The sequence below is a fragment of the Ferrovibrio sp. genome, assembly GCF_019636075.1.
Taxonomy (GTDB): Bacteria; Pseudomonadota; Alphaproteobacteria; order Ferrovibrionales; family Ferrovibrionaceae; genus Ferrovibrio.
In genome coordinates, this window is the sequence record NZ_JAHBYG010000002.1 from 1 (window position 1) to 18,927 (window position 18,927).

Annotated in this window: 19 protein-coding genes; 14 read left to right on the forward strand and 5 right to left on the reverse strand. The window is 63.0% G+C overall.

The features are described 5' to 3' along the window. Together KF827_RS01170 and KF827_RS01175 are read left to right on the forward strand one after the other, a co-directional pair. The coding region (locus KF827_RS01170) for a TonB-dependent receptor (protein ID WP_290998553.1) at positions 1-1,546 on the forward strand (1,546 nt) is incomplete at its 5' end. A 136-nt stretch (positions 1,547-1,682) separates the two neighbouring features. Next, a complete protein-coding gene (locus KF827_RS01175; RefSeq protein ID WP_290998555.1) occupies positions 1,683-3,020 on the forward strand; it encodes a PepSY domain-containing protein in 1,338 nt (445 codons plus the stop codon). Here KF827_RS01175 and KF827_RS01180 read toward each other — a convergent pair. The 3 genes from KF827_RS01180 to KF827_RS01190 form a co-directional block, all read right to left on the reverse strand. Continuing rightward, positions 3,013-3,393, reverse strand: coding sequence for an FKBP-type peptidyl-prolyl cis-trans isomerase (locus tag KF827_RS01180; RefSeq protein ID WP_290998557.1), 381 nt, complete (start codon positions 3,391-3,393; stop codon positions 3,013-3,015). The two genes, KF827_RS01175 and KF827_RS01180, sit on opposite strands and share 8 nt — an antisense overlap. 98 nt (positions 3,394-3,491) lie before the next feature. After that, the gene (locus tag KF827_RS01185) at positions 3,492-3,905 is read right to left on the reverse strand and encodes an FKBP-type peptidyl-prolyl cis-trans isomerase (RefSeq protein ID WP_290998559.1); all 414 of its coding nucleotides are present in this window, start codon (positions 3,903-3,905) and stop codon (positions 3,492-3,494) included. Positions 3,906-3,991: 86 nt separating this feature from the next. Further along, positions 3,992-4,816 (reverse strand): UDP-2,3-diacylglucosamine diphosphatase, encoded by an 825-nt coding sequence (locus KF827_RS01190; RefSeq protein WP_290998561.1) that lies wholly within the window; start codon positions 4,814-4,816, stop codon positions 3,992-3,994. A gap of 221 nt (positions 4,817-5,037) precedes the next feature. Here KF827_RS01190 and KF827_RS01195 point away from each other — a divergent pair, with 221 nt between their 5' ends. The 5 genes from KF827_RS01195 to KF827_RS01215 are packed head-to-tail and all read left to right on the forward strand — an operon-like array spanning position 5,038 to position 10,089. Then, the gene (locus tag KF827_RS01195) at positions 5,038-6,081 is read left to right on the forward strand and encodes an ABC transporter substrate-binding protein (RefSeq protein WP_290998566.1); all 1,044 of its coding nucleotides are present in this window, start codon (positions 5,038-5,040) and stop codon (positions 6,079-6,081) included. 8 nt (positions 6,082-6,089) lie between these two features. Continuing rightward, positions 6,090-6,875: an ABC transporter ATP-binding protein gene (locus tag KF827_RS01200; protein ID WP_290998568.1), complete on the forward strand. Its 786-nt coding sequence runs from the start codon at positions 6,090-6,092 to the stop codon at positions 6,873-6,875. Beyond that, positions 6,868-7,659: an ABC transporter permease gene (locus KF827_RS01205; RefSeq protein WP_290998573.1), complete on the forward strand. Its 792-nt coding sequence runs from the start codon at positions 6,868-6,870 to the stop codon at positions 7,657-7,659. Before KF827_RS01200 ends, KF827_RS01205 begins: the two co-directional genes overlap by 8 nt. After that, positions 7,656-8,996, forward strand: a complete 1,341-nt coding sequence (locus tag KF827_RS01210) for an FAD-dependent oxidoreductase (RefSeq protein ID WP_290998576.1) — start codon at positions 7,656-7,658, stop codon at positions 8,994-8,996. Before KF827_RS01205 ends, KF827_RS01210 begins: the two co-directional genes overlap by 4 nt. Positions 8,997-9,009: 13 nt before the next feature. Continuing rightward, positions 9,010-10,089, forward strand: a complete 1,080-nt coding sequence (locus tag KF827_RS01215; protein WP_290998579.1) for a hypothetical protein — start codon at positions 9,010-9,012, stop codon at positions 10,087-10,089. On the opposite strand, the gene KF827_RS01220 is transcribed toward KF827_RS01215, so the two are convergent. Further along, entirely contained in the window at positions 10,076-11,173 is a 1,098-nt protein-coding gene (locus KF827_RS01220; protein WP_290998582.1) for a phosphotransferase, read from the reverse strand. The two genes, KF827_RS01215 and KF827_RS01220, sit on opposite strands and share 14 nt — an antisense overlap. A gap of 90 nt (positions 11,174-11,263) precedes the next feature. On the opposite strand from KF827_RS01220, the gene KF827_RS01225 reads away from it, so the two are divergent. After that, the gene (locus KF827_RS01225; RefSeq protein WP_290998585.1) at positions 11,264-12,355 is read left to right on the forward strand and encodes a hypothetical protein; all 1,092 of its coding nucleotides are present in this window, start codon (positions 11,264-11,266) and stop codon (positions 12,353-12,355) included. A gap of 12 nt (positions 12,356-12,367) precedes the next feature. On the opposite strand, the gene KF827_RS01230 is transcribed toward KF827_RS01225, so the two are convergent. Next, complete coding sequence (locus KF827_RS01230) at positions 12,368-12,868, reverse strand: MarR family transcriptional regulator (RefSeq protein ID WP_290998588.1); 501 nt, start codon at positions 12,866-12,868, stop codon at positions 12,368-12,370. A 95-nt stretch (positions 12,869-12,963) separates the two neighbouring features. Between KF827_RS01230 and KF827_RS01235 the strand changes: the two genes are divergently transcribed. The 6 genes from KF827_RS01235 to KF827_RS01260 all read left to right on the forward strand — a co-directional run bounded on the left by KF827_RS01235 (position 12,964) and on the right by KF827_RS01260 (position 18,839). Continuing rightward, positions 12,964-13,509, forward strand: a complete 546-nt coding sequence (locus KF827_RS01235; RefSeq protein WP_290998591.1) for an NUDIX hydrolase — start codon at positions 12,964-12,966, stop codon at positions 13,507-13,509. A 79-nt stretch (positions 13,510-13,588) separates the two neighbouring features. Further along, positions 13,589-14,443, forward strand: a complete 855-nt coding sequence (locus KF827_RS01240; RefSeq protein ID WP_290998594.1) for a crotonase/enoyl-CoA hydratase family protein — start codon at positions 13,589-13,591, stop codon at positions 14,441-14,443. Continuing rightward, positions 14,440-15,102 (forward strand): TetR/AcrR family transcriptional regulator, encoded by a 663-nt coding sequence (locus KF827_RS01245; protein WP_290998597.1) that lies wholly within the window; start codon positions 14,440-14,442, stop codon positions 15,100-15,102. Before KF827_RS01240 ends, KF827_RS01245 begins: the two co-directional genes overlap by 4 nt. 53 nt (positions 15,103-15,155) lie before the next feature. After that, positions 15,156-16,547, forward strand: a complete 1,392-nt coding sequence (locus KF827_RS01250) for a thioesterase family protein (RefSeq protein WP_290998600.1) — start codon at positions 15,156-15,158, stop codon at positions 16,545-16,547. Positions 16,548-16,573: 26 nt separating this feature from the next. Next, the gene (locus KF827_RS01255; RefSeq protein ID WP_290998607.1) at positions 16,574-17,515 is read left to right on the forward strand and encodes an AEC family transporter; all 942 of its coding nucleotides are present in this window, start codon (positions 16,574-16,576) and stop codon (positions 17,513-17,515) included. Positions 17,516-17,705: 190 nt separating this feature from the next. Beyond that, positions 17,706-18,839 (forward strand): TRAP transporter substrate-binding protein, encoded by a 1,134-nt coding sequence (locus KF827_RS01260; RefSeq protein ID WP_290998610.1) that lies wholly within the window; start codon positions 17,706-17,708, stop codon positions 18,837-18,839. The last annotated feature ends 88 nt before the right edge of the window (positions 18,840-18,927 follow it).

Here is an 18,927-nt window from a genome sequence, read left to right on the forward strand (position 1 = left end):
GCCCACCGGTCGCGATGCCTCGGCCCTCGATGCTCGCATAGACGGCGGCAGCTTCGGCTTCATGCGGGCGCAAGCCAGCACCGGAGGCGCCGAGGGCGCTTTCGATTATTTCATCAATCTTTCAGAGCAGCGCGAGGATGGCTACCGCGATCACAGCGAAGGCCATATCGAACGCGGCAACGCGAATTTCGGCTATCAATTTTCGCCGGACATGGAAACGCGCTTTTATATCAGTGCGAATTCCTGGCGCCAGCGCCTGCCTGGCGAATTGACCAAGAGCCAGTCGCTGAATACGCCGCGCATGGCGAATGCCAATTTCGTGACGCAGGATCAGCAACGCAATATCGATTCCGTGCGCCTTGCCAACAAGACCACGGTGCGCTTCGACGAAACCACCATCGATTTCGGCATCTTCAGCCACAACCGGCATGTCGATCATCCGATCTTCCGCTATCTCGATTTCGATGTGGATGATTATGGCGGCTTCGTGAATGCCGTGGACGACCGCAGCATCGGCGGCTATCGCAACCGCTTCAATATCGGCCTCAATCTTCTGTATGGCGAGTTGGATTACCGCGAATATACCAATGCCGGCAACGCCACGAAGGGTGCGCTGCAATTCTCGACATTGGATAAATCGCAAATCTACACCGCTTATGCCGAGGATGCCTTCTATTTCCTGCCGGATGTCGCACTCGTCGCTGGCACGCAGGTGCTGCATGCCATGCGCGAACGCACCGACCGCTTCCTGGGCGATGGCGATCAATCCGGCAGCCGTACCTATAATATCTGGAGTCCCAAGGTCGGCCTGCTCTGGGAGGTAGACAAGGATTGGCAGGTTTTCGGTAATGTTTCACGCAGCGCCGAGATACCAACTTTCGATGCCAACACCTTTGCCGCGCCGGCCAATTCCAACCTCGAGGCGCAGACCGCAACCACCTATGAAATCGGCACACGCGGCCGCCGTGCCGATTTCAATTGGGATCTGTCGGCCTATCGCTCGGAACTGAAGAACGAGCTGCAATGCGTGCGTACTTCGCCTTTCGCGCTTTGTTCGGTGCGGAATGTGGATCGAACCGTGCATCAGGGTGTGGAGGCCGGCTTCGGCACTGCTTTCCTGAAAACATTGTTCGCGCCGGACGATCGCCTGTGGCTGAACGCCGCCTATACCTATAACGATTTCTACTTCGACGGTGCGACGTATAACGGCAACAGCATGCCTGGCGTGCCGAAGCATTTCCTGCGTACCGAGCTGCTCTACAAGCATCCGAGCGGCTTCTATGCCGGGCCTAGCGTGGATTGGATGATGCAATCCTTCTACGCCGACAATGCCAACAGCCTCGCGGTCGATCCTTATGCGCTGCTGAATTTCCGCCTCGGCTTCGATGCCGGCTCACGTTGGTCCGGCTATCTGGAAGGGCGCAACCTGCTCGACAAGCGCTATATCTCCAGCGCCGTGATCGCCGAAACCGCGCCGGCTACCGAGGCATTATTCAATCCGGGCTATGGCAGGGCTGTGTATGCCGGCCTGCGCCTCACCTGGTAAGTGCGGCAAGCCGTTTGGCCTGGCCTGCGATGGCTTTGCCGCGTGATGGCTTTGCGGAGCGGGGGCCGGTTGCGGTCCCTGCTCCGAAAGGCGCCGCGCTGCCCGCCGTATCCCTTGCGCTGAAGGATGATAAAGAATGATCGGACAGTTCTATCGCGCGGTTTGGCGCTGGCATTTCTACGCCGGCTTTCTCACCATGCCGATCCTTGTCGTACTGGCGGTGACCGGCGGGCTGTATCTGTTCAAGCCGGAGATTCATCTGCTGCTCTACCGCGACATGATCGTGGTGCAGCCGCGCGATGCGGCTCCGGCTCCGGCCAGCGCGCTGGTTGCCGCTGCCGAGGCGGGCTTGCAGGGCCGGGTGGTGCAGATCACCCTACCGGCGCGCCGCGACCGATCGGCCGAGGCGCTGGTGCGCGTACCAGACGGCACGGTGAGAAACGCCTATATCGATCCATATGATGCGAAACTGCTCGGCTCCACCGTGGCGGGCGGCACGATGCAGACCATACGCAACCTGCATAGCCTGTCGTTGATCGGGGCCTGGGCCAATGCGTTGGTCGAAATCGCCGCCGGCTGGGCCATCATCATGGTTTTCACGGGCATCTATCTCTGGTGGCCTAGGGGCGCGCCGGGCGGCGTGCTGAGTATTCGCGGCAAGCCAGGCCAGCGGCTGTTCTGGCGCGATCTGCATGCCGTGGCGGGCATCCTGGCCGGTGGTGTGATCGTTTTCCTGGCGGTGACCGGCATGCCCTGGTCGACGTTTTGGGGTGCGAAGGTGCAGCAATGGGTGGCGGTATCCGGATTGGGCGCGCCGTCGCCGCCGTCGGGTGTGACGCCGCGCTTTCTACTGACACTGCCTGCGGGCGCATCATCCGATCACAGCCATGCCGCGCCGCGGCCCTGGGGGTTGGAGAAGCTTCCCGCGCCGCATTCCCATAATGCCAGGGGGCATGAGATCGGCATCGATGCGGCTGCCGCGCGTTTCGAGGCGTTGGGAGTACCGAAGCCCTATGGCCTGCAGCCGCCGGAGAGCGAGAAGGGCGCTTATGCCGCAACCCATACGCCGGATCGGGTGGAGGGCATCCGGCTGGTCTATCTCGATCAATATTCGGGTAAGCTGCTCTCGGAAACCCGCTTTGCCGATTATGGCCCCGCTGCCAAGGTGATCGAATGGGGCATCGCCGTACACCAGGGCCTGCAATATGGCGAGGCGAACCGCCTGGTCATGCTCGCGGGCTGCATCGCCATCCTGGTGCTGGCGGTGTCGTCGGTCACGATGTGGTGGAAACGCCGCCCGAAAGGCGGGCTAGGCATCCCGCCGCGCGGCGGCCGCGCCGAAGCCTATGTGGTCGGCGCGATTGCCGTGGTCGGGCTGCTCTATCCGCTTACCGGGCTTTCATTCGTGATCGCCGTCGTGATCGATCTCGCCGCGACCCGCTTGCGGCAGGCCCGGCGGAGCGGCCTTACTTGACGCCCAGCAATTCCACTTCGAACAGCAGGGTGGCGTTCGGCGGAATCACGCCGCCGGCGCCGCGCGCGCCATAGCCCAGGTCCGGCGGCACGATCAGGGTGCGGCTGCCGCCCACCTTCATGCTGGCCACGCCTTCGTCCCAGCCCTTGATCACGCGGCCCATGCCGAGCGGAAATTCGAACGGCTCGTTGCGATCCTTCGAGGAATCGAACTTGCGGCCGCGCTGGCCGTTCTCGAACAGCCAGCCGGTGTAATGCACCACGGCGGTCTGGCCGCGCAAAGGCTGGGCGCCGGTGCCCTGGCGGATTTCGATGAAGCGCAGGCCGGAGGCGGTGCGCTGTTCGGCATTCTGGGCGGCGGACTCATCGGTCATGGCGGGGAACAATCCTGCGAGAAGGGAAGCAACAAGAAACAAGCGGCGGGACGCGCGCATGGGTCGGCTCCGGTTGGGTTGGATAATGCGGCGGCGCCTCAGCGCACCGCCATCAGCTCGATTTCGAACATCAAGGTGGAACTGGGCGGAATGATGCGGCCCATGCCCTGGGTGGAATAGCCCAGATAAGGCGGCACGATGATCCAGCGTTTGCCGCCCACCTTCATGTAGCGCACGCCTTCGTCCCAGCCCTTGATCACCTTGCCGCTGCCCAGCACGAAAGCGAAAGGCTCCTTGCGGGCGCGCGAGGAATCGAACATGCGGCCGGCCTTGCCGTCCACATAGAGCCAGCCGGTGTAATGCACGACAACGGTCTTGTCCGGCACGGCCTTTTCGCCGTCGCCGACTTTTTCTTCCCAGACCTTGAGCCCCGAAGCGGTGGCGCTGAATTTCGCTTCCTGCCCAGACTTGTTGCCGCCAAGACCTATGGCGCCGAGTATTTTGTCAAACATTCCAGCCCGTAACCTATAAGACCAGGCCCGTTAACCCGGGCCCGCTACAGGCATCACATACCCCATGCGGGTTAACTTGGCAAACTTCAATCGGCAACGGCAAGCGGCCCGGTTTTTTCCGGCTCCAAGCTTAAGGCATTGATATCGCCTAAAGTTTCCCGCAATGCCGGCCAATGCAGGATTTCCAGCCGGCCATCGGCATGCTCAACCAGAGCGGTACAGGATTCCACCCAATCACCATCGTTGCAGTAGAGTATGCCGTCGATATCGCGGATTTCCGCATGGTGGATATGGCCGCAGACCACGCCATCCACATGGCGGCGGCGGGCTTCCTCGGCAATCGCGCGTTCGTAATCCGAGATGAATTCGACGGCGTTCTTCACCTTGTGTTTCAGGTAGGCCGACAGCGACCAATAGGGCAGGCCGAGGCGGCGGCGGGCATGGTTGAACCAGGTGTTCAGCGCCAGCGCCATGCCATAGGCCATGTCGCCCAGCAGGGCCAGCCATTTGGCATAGGTGACGATACCGTCGAAATGATCGCCATGGGTCACCAGCAGGCGGCGGCCATCCATGGTGCGGTGGATCGCCTCCATCTTCACTTCCACGCCGCCGAAATGCAGTTCGGTGAAATCGCGCAACGCCTCGTCGTGGTTACCCGGCACATAGATCACCTGGGTGCCCTTGCGCGCCTTGCGCAGCAATTTCTGCACCACGTCGTTATGGCTCTGGTTCCAATACCACGAGCGCTTCAGCCGCCAGCCATCCACGATGTCGCCCACCAGATACAGAATGTCTGATTCCGTATGGCGCAGGAATTCCAGCAGCAGATCGGCCTTGCAGCCGCGCGTGCCCAGATGGATATCGGAAATCCATATGGCGCGGTATTTCGCGGGGCGGAGGGCCATGTTCATGGGCCGGATTCCTGCGCTGTTTACGGGCGATTCGAAGGCCCGGGGAGAGATGCGCGGAGAATGAGTCAGGGCCGGGCGCTTGTCCCGTGAATTTTCCATGACCCAGGTTGCAGTTATGTGACGCGGCGGCTTCCATTTGCCAGCCTTTGGTCTTAGCTTGGCGACCCAGAAAATCCCGTCACGCCGATTTTGCAAAAAACTGATTGAGAAGGGGAAACGCCATGGTTTCGCGTCGCTTGCTGCTTTCCGTGTCCGCTGCTGCCGCCCTGTTTGCCGGCCTGGTTCTGCCCGCCTCCGTACAGGCTCAGGCCAAACAGAAGGTTTCCATCGCCTCGCTGGCCTTCGTGTCCTCGGCGCCGGTCTTTATCGCCAAGGAACGCGGTTATTTCGATGCCGAGGGCCTCGATCTCGATATCAAGATTTTCAATGCCGCCCAGGCGATTGCCGTAGCGGTGGCCGGCAATGATGCCGATTTCGGCATCACGGCTTTCACCGGCGGCTTTTTCAATCTGGCCGGCAAAGGCGCATTGAAGGTGATCGCGGCCCAGAGCCGCGAAGAGCCGGGCTATAATTTCGTGGCCTATGTGGCGGGCAACAAGGCCTATGATGCCGGCTTCCGCAGCCCGAAGGATTTCGCCGGCAAGAGCGTGGCGATCACCACCATCGGTTCCAGCTTCCACTACAATCTCGGCATGCTGGCCGATAAATACGGCTTCAAGCTGGATAGCGTGCAGATGAAGCCGGTGCAGTCGATCCCCAACATGATGGCGGCTTTGGCCGGCGGCCAGGTGGATGCCACCATCCTGCCGGCCAATAATGCACTTAAATTGCAGGCCGATGGTTCGGGCAAGATCATCGGCTGGGTGCATGAACATACGCTGTGGCAACTTGGTGCGCTGTTCACCTCCTCCAAGCATGTGCAGCAGAACCGCCCGATGGTGGAGCGTTTCGTGCGCGCCTACCAGAAGGGCCTGGCGGATTACGCCGAGGCTTTCCTGGCCAAGGATGCCAGTGGCAACCGAGTATTCGGCGCCAAGGCCGAGGCCGCATTCCCGATCCTGGAAAAATGGGTGGAGCCGAAGCCCAGCTTCGAAGTGGTGAAGGTTTCCGCCAATTACATGGATCCGCAGGGTCGCCTGCTGGTGAAGAACATCTACGACCAGGTGGCCTGGAACCAGGCGCAGGGCCTGGTGGACAAGAGCGTGGATGCCAAAAGCTTCCTCGATCTCAGCTTCGTCAAGGGGCATCTCGATCTGCCCAAGTAAGGATCACCATGCGATTGCTGTTGCGGCAGGTCGGCCATCATTATGCCGACCTGCCGGTTCTTGAAGATATCTCGCTGGATGTGGCGCAGGGCGAAACCGTCGCCATCATCGGCCCGTCCGGCTGCGGAAAATCCACGCTGCTGAATCTGGTGGGCGGTTTGCTGCCGTTGCAGCAGGGCAGTATCGAAACCCTGGGCGCGCCGCCGCCCGGCTGTCTCAATCCGCTCACTTTCGTGTTTCAGGATTTCGCCCTGCTGCCCTGGCGCGATGTGGCCGGCAATGTGGCGCTGGCGCTGGAACACCATGATTTAAGCCGCGTCGAGCGCGATGCGCGCATCCAGGATGTGCTGGCCTTGTGCGGCCTGTCGGATTTCGCCAAGGCTTTGCCCAAGCAGCTTTCCGGCGGCATGCGCCAGCGCGTGGGCATTGCGCGCGCCATCGCCGTGCGGCCGGCCGTGCTGTTGATGGACGAGCCATTGTCGGCGCTGGATGCGCAAACCCGCGAATTGCTGATGGAAGACCTGCTGGCCATCTGGGGGCGCGAACGCACCACCACGCTTTATGTTACGCATAATCTGGCGGAAGCCGTGCGGCTGGCGGATCGTGTGATGGTGCTGTCGCGCCGCCCGGGCAAGGTGAAAACCATCATCGGCATCCCGATCCCGGTGCTGGAACGCGGCAAGCCGCAGCATGCCGCCGCTCTGGCCGCGCTGCAGGAGGATCTGTGGCAATCCATCAAGATCGAGGCGCAGGTGGCAGACCGTGAAATGCTGGGGGAGGCGCAGCATGGCTGAGCCGCGCACCAGGATTGCGTTTCGCGGCGGCGGCTTCGTGCTGGGTAATCGCCGCTGGGCGCCGTGGATCGCTTTCGTGATCATCATCGCCGGCTGGGAAGCCGCCTCGCTGAGCGGCCTGCTGCCCGCGCTGTTCATGCCCGCGCCCCATGAAGTGATTGCGGCGCTGCGCGATCTGGTGAATTCCGGCAAGCTGGGCAACCATATCGGCGCCTCGCTGTATCGTGTGCTGGTCGGCTGGGCGTTAGGTACCAGTTGCGGCTTGGTGGCGGGCTTTGCCATGGGCGTGTTCAGCATGGCGCGTGCCGCCGGCCTGCCGGTGGTGGCGGCGCTGTTTCCGATTCCGAAAATCGCCCTGCTGCCGCTGCTGATCCTGTGGTTCGGCATCGGCGAGCCATCCAAGGTTGCCACCATCGCGCTGGGCGTATTCTTCCCCACCGTGGTTTCCACCTTCTCGGCGGTGGATGCCGTGCCGCGCAACCTGATCCGCATGGCGCAAAGCTTCGGCTTGGGCATGCCCGATATCCTGCGCAAGGTGGTGTGGCCCGGTGCGCTGCCGGGCATTCTCGCCGGCTTCCGTATTTCATCGTCGATTGCGTTGATCCTGTTGGTATCGGCCGAGATGATCGGCACGCAAGTGGGCATCGGCGCCTTCATCCTCGGCGCCGGCAACCTGATGCAAACCGATCAATTGGTGGCCGGCGTTGTGCTGCTATCCATCCTCGGCCTCGCCATCAGCTTCCTGCTGAGCCTGGCCGAAAAAACCCTGCTGCGCTGGCGATGAGCAAGCGGGTTTTTCCGGGCACGCATATCGTTACGGCGGGTGCGGCGCCTGCCGCCACGCTGATCGAGGCCGATCTTGCCATCCTGGGCGCCGGCATTGCCGGTGTGGCCGCAGCGCTAGAGGCGGCGGCTTTGGGCCGCAAAGTGGTGTTGATCGACGGCGCGCAGCAGCTTGGCGGGCAATCCACCGGCTCGTTGATCGGTACGTTCTGCGGCTTCTACGGCAATGGGCCGCAGCCCTGTCGCGTGGTTTACGGCGCGGCCAGCCGCATGTTGGATGATCTGCGCAAGGCCGGCGCCACCCAGCCGCGCCATGGCCGCAACACGCTGATCCTGATGTATCGCGAACAGGCGCTGGCACGCTGGATAGAGGATGCGGTGCTGGCCGCCGACACTATAAAACCGTTGCTGGGCAGCACATTGCTGGGCGTGCGGCGCCAGGGCAACCGCATTGCCGGCCTGGATATCGCCACCCGTTTCGGCGCGATCAGTGTGCAGGCCAAAGGCTATATCGATGCCTCGGGCGATGCGGCGCTCAGCCATGCCTCCGGCTTCGCCTGCCGTGAACCCGATAGCCCGATCATGGGCAGCCTGATGTTCAGCATCGAAGGCATCGACGAAGCGGCAGCCCTGGCGCTGGATCGCTGGCAGGTGCAGGCGCGGCTGGCCGAAGTCGGGCCGCGCTATGGCCTGGTGCGGCGCGACGGTTTCGTTTTCGCCATTTCCGGCGAGGGCGCTTTCGGCGGCCAGGCTTTGGTGAACATGACCCATGTGGAAACCCCGCTTGATGCAGAGGGCCAGGCCCGCGCGCAGATTGCGGGCCGGCAGCAGGCCGATCGCGTGCTGGATTTCCTGAAAGGCGAATACTCGGCGGTGTTCGGCCGCGCCCGGGTGCGGCATTACGGCCTGCTGGGTATTCGCCAGACCCGATGGATCGTCGGGCGAGAAAGCCTGACCGTGCAGCAGGTGCGCCAAGGCCATCGCCATCGGGATGCCATCCTGCGCTGTTCCTGGCCGATCGAGCTGCACGACCGGGTGGACGATGCCCATTGGGAAGTGTTCGGCGACGACCATATGCATTACCTGCCATTCGGCGCCATGCTGCCGGCGGAAGCGGAAAACCTGTTGGCCGCCGGGCGCTGCGTGGATGGCGATGCGGCAGCGCTTTCCTCGGTGCGGGTGATGGGGCCGTGCTTCGCCATGGGCAGTGCTGCCGCCCATGCGTTCGATCTTGCCATGGAGCGGGGGCGTGGCGATGCCGGCGCGGTCAACCAGATCGATATCGCGGCCCTGCAGGCCAGATTGGCCGACAATCTGGAACGCTGCGATCCATCCTGATATCCTGGCCGGCATGAAGGTGCTTTTCGTGGTGCATGCTCCGGCGACCGAATTGGCCGGGGGCGAGATCAAGCTGGCTAGCGTGCGCTATCGCGCGGCCATGCCGGTGGCCGAATTGCGCCGCATGGGCATCCAGGCCGACTTGCTCAGCACCGAGCAGATAGCGGCGCCCGGTTTCGCATTGGATGCCGATGTCGTGGTGCTGGCGCAGCCCAAGGAAAGCATCTTCGCCGAAGGGGCGCCGCTTGGCGGTTTGCTGAAATTCATCCAGGGCGTGAAGGCCGCCGGCAAGACGCTGGTGGTGGATGTTTGCGATCTCAAGCTGGGCGAACCCTATTGCGCTTATATCGCCAGCCTGCATGGCGCCGGGGTGGCCGATGCCTGTCGGCGTTTCTATCCCGCCTTGCTGCGTATGGCCGATGCGGTGGTAACGCCCACGGCGGCGTTGGGCGGCCGGTTGCGCAGCTATCTGCCTGAATTGCGAAACACCGCCATCGTGGCCGATCCCATCGAGGTGCCGCTGGGCGCGGCGGCTTTCGCCCCCGATATCGGTCGGCCGCTGCGCCTGCTCTGGTTCGGCTTTTATGGCATGCATGCAGCGCCGGTCTCGGCCTTCTGCCGCGACGAACTGCCCGCTCTGGCTACGGAATTGGCGCCCGCTCGCCCAGTGCGCTTCACCGTGATGGCGGGGCCGGAGGCGGAGGCGCCGGTTTTGGCGCTGGGGGCGGCGGCCAAGCCGGCGATCATCTGGTTCCAGGCCTGGTCGGTGCCGGCGCTGGCACATGCCCTGCAAAACTGCGATGCCGTGGTGCTGCCGTTGGATTACCGCACGGATTCAGCCGTGGGCAAAAGCAACAACCGCGCCTTGCAGGCGTTGTATGCCGGCCGCCCGGTCTTTGCCCATCCGATCGACAGCTACCGCGAACTCGCCGCCTATTGCAGCATCTCGGAAGATCTCGGCGGCGCCATCCGCGCGGCTCTGGCCGATCCGGCCGCCTGCCTGGCGCATACCAAGGCCGGGCAGGATTATGTGGCGCGGCATTATTCCATCCAGGCCATAGCGCAAGCCTGGGCAGAGGTTATTCGCCGATAGAAGCCAGCAGGGCGGCGAAGGCTGCGTCATCATCGGGCGCGGCCAGTTGCGGCGGGGCGGGGCAGCCGATCTCGTCGGCCCAGCAGGCCCAGCCGAAATCCAGGATGCGCGGCCCTTGCGGCGTGATCATCACATTGGTGGAGCGCAGATCGCGGTGGCGGATGCCGGCTTCGCGCAACGCGGCCTGCGCCTGCAATAGCTGCTCGCGCAGGCCCTTGCGGTTGGGCAAGGCCTTGCTTGCCAGGGCCTGCTGCAGATTGGGGCCATCCAGCCATGGCAGCGCCAGGATATAGCCCTGTTCATCCAGCCCCACGCCCAAAGGCTGGGGAAAGAGCGGCGAATTCAGCGCGCAGAGAAATTCATGCTCACGATACAGCAGCAACCGCGCCATGCGGCTTTTCGCCTGCACGTATTTCACCGCGGCACGTTGCGGCGGCCCGCCGGGTTCGCCTTCCAGCGTCACTGGCAACACGCGGCAGATGAAATGATCGTTTTCCTTGGCGTAAAACGGTTTGGTCTTGGCCAGCATATCGCGCAGCCCGGCCATGGCATCGGGGGTCAGGGCCTGGATTTCCATGCCCGATGCGCGCGGCTTGGCGGCCGAACGGAACAGCAGGCGCGGGCCGTGATGGCCGGGCAGCAGCCCAAGACAATCCACCCGGGCATGATGGCCGCTGTTTTTCAGCGCCTTGGCTAGGGCGTTTTGCTTCGGCCCCACGGCCAGGAACAGGGTGGGGCAGCGAGCCTGCACCGCAGCCAGCACGGCAAGCGGGATATCGGTATCGTTGATCAGCAGCGCCACATCGAAGCCGCCCATCCGCTCCATCATTTCAGGGTCGATGGCATGATCCACGAAATGCGCCTTGCTGCCGGCCAGCATGGCGGCCTCGCGGCCCCTGGCGATCAGGTCTGAATCGGGGTCCAGGATGGTGCAATCATGGCCGGCGGCAGACAGTGCCAGCAATTGCGCCAGGCAATCCGAGGTCGGATCGGCAATCGGGCCGCAGCCCAGAATCAGCAGGCGGGCCGGCGCGAAGGGGCGCGGCAGCCAGGTTTCAAGCAGGGCGATACGGGTATTGCTCATGGCGCCATTCTGGCCTTTTTCGCTTTGGCAGACCAGCCCATGCGCGCCGGCATTTCCGATTTGTTAAGGCTGAAAAGCTACTTAACAGGGATGGAAGCGCATCTCCTGATCGTCTGGGCCAATGGCTTGGCCAAGCCCCAAGCGGCCGACGCCCTCGACCTGATCCGCCTGCCGGTGCTGCGGCGCCAACGGCTGCTCTGGCCGGGGGATCGTTTCATGGCCAATTTGAGCCGCTTCTACGACCGCGATATCGCCACTTTGCAGCTCAAGTCGCATGAAACCGGCCTGGGCGAATGCCTCACCTTCGTGCTGCGCGACGATGCCCCGCGCTATGAGGCCCGCCTGACCAGCACCGGCCTGCGCCTGGTCAATGCCGCGATGTTCGATCTGCGCGAGGCGATGCGCGCCAGGCTGGGCGGCAACATGGTGCATGCCACCGTTACCGCCGAAGAAGGCCGCCGCGATCTTTACCTGCTCACCGGCCAGCGCGCCGATGCCTGGTTGCAGCAGCCGGCGATGGCCGAAGAGGCCGCGCCCTCGCAGGCCGATCTGGTGGGCGCCCATGGCTGGAAGCATCTGGACGAAATCTTCGCCCTGTTCAACGAGGCGCTGCCATATCTGGTGTTGCGCAATTTCGAGGGCCTGCCGGATCAGATTTATGTGCCGGGCCATAACGACGTAGACATGCTGGTAAGCAACCGCGATGCGGCCGTGCGCCTGCTGGGCGGCAAGCCGGTATTCCCCCAGCCCTGGCGGGTGCATTACAGCATCGATTTCAACGGCCATGATGTGCGTTTCGATCTGCGCCATATCGGCGACAAATATTACGACACGCGCTGGGAACTCGATCTGCTGTCGCGCCGCATCATGGCGCCGGGCGGCTTCTATCGCCCCGAGCCGATCGATTATTTCTACACGCTGCTCTATCATGCCGTGGTGCATAAGCGGGCGATGAAACCCGATTACGCCGAGCGTTTATCGCGCATGGCGGCTGATCTGGCGGGTTGGACCATTGCGCAGGATTTGTTCTTCGACCGCAACCGGGCGCTGGAAATCCTGTCGCGCCACATGAATGGCCGGGGCTACAAGCCCACCGTGCCATCCGACCATTCGGTCTTCTGCATCTTCCGGCCCCAGCAGCAGGCCCAACAGCAGCCCCAACAGCAGGCCCAGCAGCAATAGCCCGCTTTGTGGCTATTGCAGGCTGGATTCCACCAGCCGGCGCAGCAGGCCGATCAATTGCATGCGTTCCGCCTCGGTGAGCGGATCGAGCAGCCTTTGCTGGGTGCGTTGCGCTGCCGGCAGATAATCGCGCAGCCAGGACTCTCCGGTAGGCGAGATGGCCAGCGTGTTGGCGCGGCGATCATCGCCTGAACGTTCGCGCCGCAGCAACCCGCGCTTCACCAGGCGGGCCGCCATCTCCGCTACGGTGGAGCGGTCGATGCCGGTATGGCGCACGAGGTCCACCTGCGATGCGCCGGGATGCTGGAAGATCGCCGTCAGCAGCGCGAATTGCGGCTGGGTAGGGCCTTCGGTGCCGATTTCCTCGGCATAGATATCGGCACTGCGTTGCTGGCTGCGCCGCAGCAGATGGCCGGGCTGTTCCAGCAGGGTGAAACCGGCGAGCGGATCTCCCGCCATGCCGTTCATTGCCGGGCTTGCGACGGTTTTATTGGTGGCTGGTATTTCGCCCATGATGCCCCCCTGTTATTTTTTTTGTTGTTCCGTACACGTTACGCCCGCTCGGCGCGGTTTGCCAAGCCATGCCGTGCGGCACTAGGATTAGACTTATGGCGATACAGAAACCTGCCGATTACGGCTTCAGCCACAGCGTGCCCGAGGGCGATGACAAGCCGCGCCTGGTTTGCGGCGATTGCGGTTGGATCCATTACGTGAACCCGAAAATCGTGGTGGGCAGCGTGGTACACCATCAGGGCAGGGTGCTGCTTTGCCGCCGCGCCATCGAGCCGCGCCATGGCTTCTGGACCCTGCCGGCCGGTTTCATGGAGGAGCGCGAAACCAGCGAGGTCGGTGCCGCCCGCGAGGCGATGGAGGAAGCCTGCGCCCGCATCGAGATCGATGCCCTGCTGGCGGTCTACAACATCCCCCGCATCAGCCAGGTCCAACTGATCTACCGCGCCAGCCTGGTGGACGGGCAATTCGGCGTGGGACCGGAATCCCTGGAAGCCCGGCTGTTCGCCTGGGATGAAATCCCCTGGGCGGACCTGGCCTTTCCCACCGTGCATTGGGCGCTGAAGCATTGGTTCGAAACCCGGGATGCCGCCCGCATCGTGCCCTTCGGCAATCCGCCCGGATTGGATGCCAACACGCTTTGAGCCGTTTTTTTGTCCAAAATATGAACATTGTTCATTTTAATGAACTATGGTTATAATGGGCAAAAAACAGGAGGCGATGATGACCGAGACCTACAAAACCCTGCGCTATGAAAGCGATGGCCGCGTGGCTCGCATCACTCTGAACCGGCCCGAGCATCTGAATGCCATCACCGATGATACGCCCGGCGAATTGCGCGCGGCCGTGGAGCGGGCCAATTGGGACGAGGCAGTGCATGTGATTGCGCTGTCGGGCGCCGGGCGGGCGTTTTGCTCCGGCTATGACCTGAAAGCCTATGCCGAGGCGCCGCGTCCGGTGAAGGGCAGCCAGGACATGCCCTGGGATCCCCTGGTGGATTACCAGTGGATGCGCCATTGCACCGATTGTTTCATGAGCCTGTGGCGCTCGCTCAAGCCGGTGGTTACCAAGGTGCAGGGCTATGCGGTGGCCGGCGGTTCGGATATCGCGCTCTGCTCCGATCTGGTGGTGATGGCGGAGGATGCCCGCATCGGCTATCCGCCGGCGCGCATCTGGGGCTGCCCCACCACGGCGATGTGGGTGTATCGCTTGGGCGCCGAAAAGGCCAAGCGCATGCTGCTCACCGGCGATCTGATCGATGGCATCACGGCCAAGGCATACGGTCTGGTGATCGACGCCGTGCCGGCGGATGCGCTGGATGCGCATACCGAGGCGCTGATCCAGCGCATGGCCAGCGTGCCGAAAAACCAGTTGATGATGCAAAAGCTGATGGTGAACCAGGCCTACGACAATATGGGCATGAACTCCACGCAAACCCTGGCCACTTTGTTCGATGGCATCACCCGGCATTCGCCGGAGGGCGTGGCCTTCAAGGCGCGCTGCGAACAGGTGGGATTCAAGGCCGCGGTGCACGAACGCGATAGCGGCGATCCGCTCGCCTGGCGCAATGCACGATGACGCAAGCGCGCCTTGCTCGCCGCGAAAGCCTGAAAGCCTATAAGCGCGAGGCTGTGCTGGCGGCGGCGCGCCGGGTATTCGCCCGGGCCGGCCTGGACGGCGCCACGATCCGCGCCATCGCCCAGGAGGCCGGCATTGCCAGCGGCACGGTGTATCTGCATTTCCCCGACAAGGAGAGCATCTACGCCGAATTGCTGAGCGCTTCGCTGGCCGATCTGCACAGAATGATGCGGGCTGCCACACGGGATGCGGAGATGCCGGCAACCGAAGCGTTGCTGGCCGGTGCACTGGCCTTCTATGGCTTCTATCGCGCACGACCGGAAGATCTCGATCTCGGGCTTTACCTGGTGCATGGCTTCAAGCCGGTCAGCGACCGCCCCGGCAGCCTCACGCCCGAACTCGACCGCCTGCTGAATGGCCGCCTGATCCAATGCCTGGCGCCGCTGGGCGAGGCGATCGGCCGGCTGATCGGCCCCGATGCCGAAGCCATCCGCCGCGAAAGCGTGGATATGGCCACCCTCATCATGGGCTGCCTGCTGCTGGAAGCCAGCGGTCGCATGAAAATGCTGGGCGATACCGGCGAAGCGGTGCTGCGCCGCCAGGTCGGCCATGTGGTGGCGCGGTTGGCGCTCCGCACGGGGTTGCAAGCGCGGCGATAAACCGCGAACATACGGCAAGCCTCCCTTATCCGACCTAGCATAACGAGACCGGCGTGACCGTTTTCACCGAAACCTATCGTGGCAGCGTGGCTGCCTGGGAATGCGACCAATACGGCCATATGAATGTGCAATTCTATGTCGGCCGGATTTCCGATGCCGCGGCCAGCACCATGCTGGCTGCCGGGATGGGGCAATCGGCCCTGACCGAGCGCGGCCTGGGCATCGTGGCGGTGAACCAGAATATAGATTATGTGCAGGAATTGCGTGCCGGTGCGCTGATCCGCATGGAAAGCGCCATCAAGAGCATCGAGGGGCGCAAGGTGGTGTTTCATCACCGGCTGTTCGATGCCGAAACCGGGGCGCTGGCCATGCAGGCCGATGTGCTGGGCTTGTGCTTCGATCTCAAGGCGCGCAAGACCACGCCTTTCCCCGACGACCTGGCGCAGGGCTTTGCCCGGCTGCTGATGGATGGCACCGAGCCGCAGAAGCCGCATCAGATCGTTCCGCAGGCGCTGCCGGAACTGGAAGACGGTTGCCTGGCGGGATATCGCGGCCCGGTGAATGCCTGGGAATGCGACCGCATGGGCCACATGAATGTGCAATTCTATCTCGGCCGGGCCGCCGAGGCGGTGAACCATGTGTTTGCCGCGCTGGATCTGGGCGCCACGCGTTTGCGCGAGGATGGCCTGGCCTTGCGGCCGCATCTGCATCATCTGGTGTTCCGCCGCGAAATGCGCGAGGCGGCGATCGGCCGGGTGATCAGCGGTATCCGCAAGGTGTCGCCCGACAGGCTGACGATCAGCCACCGCCTGCTGAATGCCGAGACCGGTGAGGTTTCCGCCCAGGTGGAAAGCGAAGTGAGCCTGATGCGCGCGGCGGATGGCGAGGCCGTGCCGCTGCCCGATGATGCGCTGCTGCGGGCCGAGCAACTGGCCGCCGGTTTTGCCGGGCCTGAGACAATCAAGCCGCAAGCGGGGCCGAAAGCGCCGGCCTTGGTGCAGCCGGAAATGCTGATAACCAGCCGCAGCATGGTGGATCGTTGGGAATGCGACCGCAATGGCATCATGGCCACGCGTTTCTACATGGCGCGCTTTTCCGATGCCGTGGGCAACCTGGTGGCCGGCCTTGGCCTGAATCCGATGGAACTGCACGCCCGCGATGTCGGCTTTGCCGCGCTGGATTATCGCATTGTGATCGAGCAGCCGCTGCGCCTGGGCCAGGCGCATTCCGTGTGTTCCGGCGTGCTGGAAATCCGCGACAAGACCTGGCGCTTCTGCCATCTGCTGCTGGATAGCCGCACCCAGGCGGTGATCGCCCGGGCCGAGGTTGTTTCCACCACCTTCGACCTCAAGGCACGCAAATCCATCAGCATCCCCGACGACCTGCGTGCTGCCATCGCCAAGCGGCTGATCGCGCTGCCCGGCGCCGAAGCCGCGGCGCAATAGGCCTGGGATAAGGAAGGCACGGCGCCATGGAAACCCTGCTCACGGTGTCATTGCCTTTCTTCGGCCTGATCTTCACTGGCTATGCCGCCGGGCATTTCCGGCTGATCACCGCATCCGCCCATCTGGGCCTCAATGCTTTCGTGATCTGGTTTGCGCTGCCTGCCATGCTGTTCATGAAGATGGCCGAAGCGCCCATCGTGGAGGCCTTCAATCCCAGCTTCGTGGCGGCCTATACCGGCGGCGGACTGATCGCCTATGCAATCGTGATGCTGGTCAGCCGGTTGCTGCTGCCGCGTTTGCGCTGGGGCGAGCGCGCCGTGCAGGGCATGGGCGCAGCTTTCGGCAATGTGGGCTATATGGGCCTGCCGATCCTGTATGCGCTGTTCGGCGATGCCGCTGTGCTGCCGGCGGTGCTGGTGCTGGTATTCGACCATGTGGTGCTGATTCCGCTCACCACGGCGATCATCGAGGCCAGCAGCGGTCGTGCCGCCTCGCTGCGCATGATTTTCAAGCGCGTGCTGTTCGGCATGCTGCGTAATCCGCTGATCATCGCCACGTTTGCCGGCTTGCTATGGAATGTCAGCGGATTGAGCCTGCCGGCGCCTTTGGGCGCGTTCGGCAATCTGCTGGCTTCGGCCTCGGCGCCCTGCGCGCTGTTTTCGCTCGGCCTCACCCTGGTGGGCCGGCCGCTGCAGGAAGGGCTGGAAGAGGTGAGCATCACCGCCATCGGCAAGCTGGCGCTGCATCCGCTGCTGGTCTGGATTCTGGCCAGCAGCGTGTTCAAGCTCGATCCGTTTCTGGTGGCGGTGGCGGTGATCCAGGCCTCCATGCCCACGGCGGCCAATGTGTATATCCTGGCCAGCACGATGAACACTTTCATTGAGCGCACCTCCACTACCATCCTGATCACCACCCTGATCGCCACCGTTACGGTGTCTGCCTTCATGGTGCTGTTCACAGCCTATTAGCGGCAGCAATAACTCCGTAAACGGCGCAACTCCTTAGCAGTTGCACAATACTCCGCATTGCGCCTATTGCGATTAATTTACCTTGCAAGCTTCACGCGCATACACGCATCATGCGCAGCAGTAGCTCTGCCTTGATTCCATAAAAAACATGGCTGCATCGCGGCCCCATAACATAACCGGAGGAAACAGCATGACCGACACCACCAAACCCACGAAAGCAGCATCGCGCCGGCGTTTCATCGGCGGCGCCGGCCTGGCCGTGGGCGCTGCCGCAGCCACGGTAGCGATGCCCAATGTCAGCCGGGCGCAAACCGTGACGATGAAATACCAGAGCACCTGGCCCACCAAGGATATCTTCCATGAAATGGCCGGCGATTATGCCACCCGCGTCAACGAGATGTCGGGCGGTCGCCTGAAGCTGGAAGTGCTGGCCGCGGGTTCGGTGGTGCCGGCTTTCGGCATGCAGGATGCGGTGCATAGCGGCGTGCTGGATGCCGGCCATGGCGTGACCGCCTATTGGTATGGCAAGCACAAGGCGTTTTCGCTGTTCGGCACCGTGCCGCCATTCGGCTGGGATGCCAATGGCGTGCTGGCTTGGATGGCCTATGGCGGCGGGCACAAGCTGTATAACGAACTGGTCAACGATGTGTTGAAGCTCAACATCGTCGGCTTCGTTTCCGGCCCGATGCCCTGCCAGCCGCTGGGCTGGTTCAAAACCCAGGTGAAGGTGCCGGAAGACCTGAAGAACCTGAAATACCGCACCGTCGGCCTTTCGGCGGATGTGTTCAAGGAAATGGGTGCGGCGGTCACCATCGTGGCCGGCGGCGAAATCGTGCCGGCGATGGATCGCGGCCTGCTGGATGCGGCGGAATTCAACAACCCGTCGTCGGATCGTGTGCTGGGCTTCCCCGATGTGTCGAAGGTCTACATGCTGCAAAGCTGGCATCAGGCCGCCGAATGTTTCGAGATCATCTTCAACAAGACCAAGTTCGACGGCCTGGCCGCCGAGCAGAAGGCGATCCTGAAATATGCCGCCGAGGCGGCTTCGTCGGATATGTCGTGGAAGGCGCTGGACCGCTATTCGCGCGATCTTGCCGAATTGCAGACCAAGGACAAGGTGAAGGTGTTCACCACGCCGCGTCCGGTGCTGGATGCCCAGCTCAAGGCCTGGGATACGGTGCTCACCGAACAGCGCAAGGAGGCGTTCTTCGACAAGGTGGTGAAGTCGCAGCTCGATTGGGTGCGCCGCACGGTGCGCTACGAATTGCTCAACACCCCCAGCAAGCAGGTGGCCTACAACCACTTCTTCAATCGCAAAACCTGATCCTGCCGATGCAACAGGCGTGATGGCGCGGGAACCGCCGCCGGTATGGCGGTTCCCGCGTCGGGTTTTTTCAGCAGCAGGGCCGCTG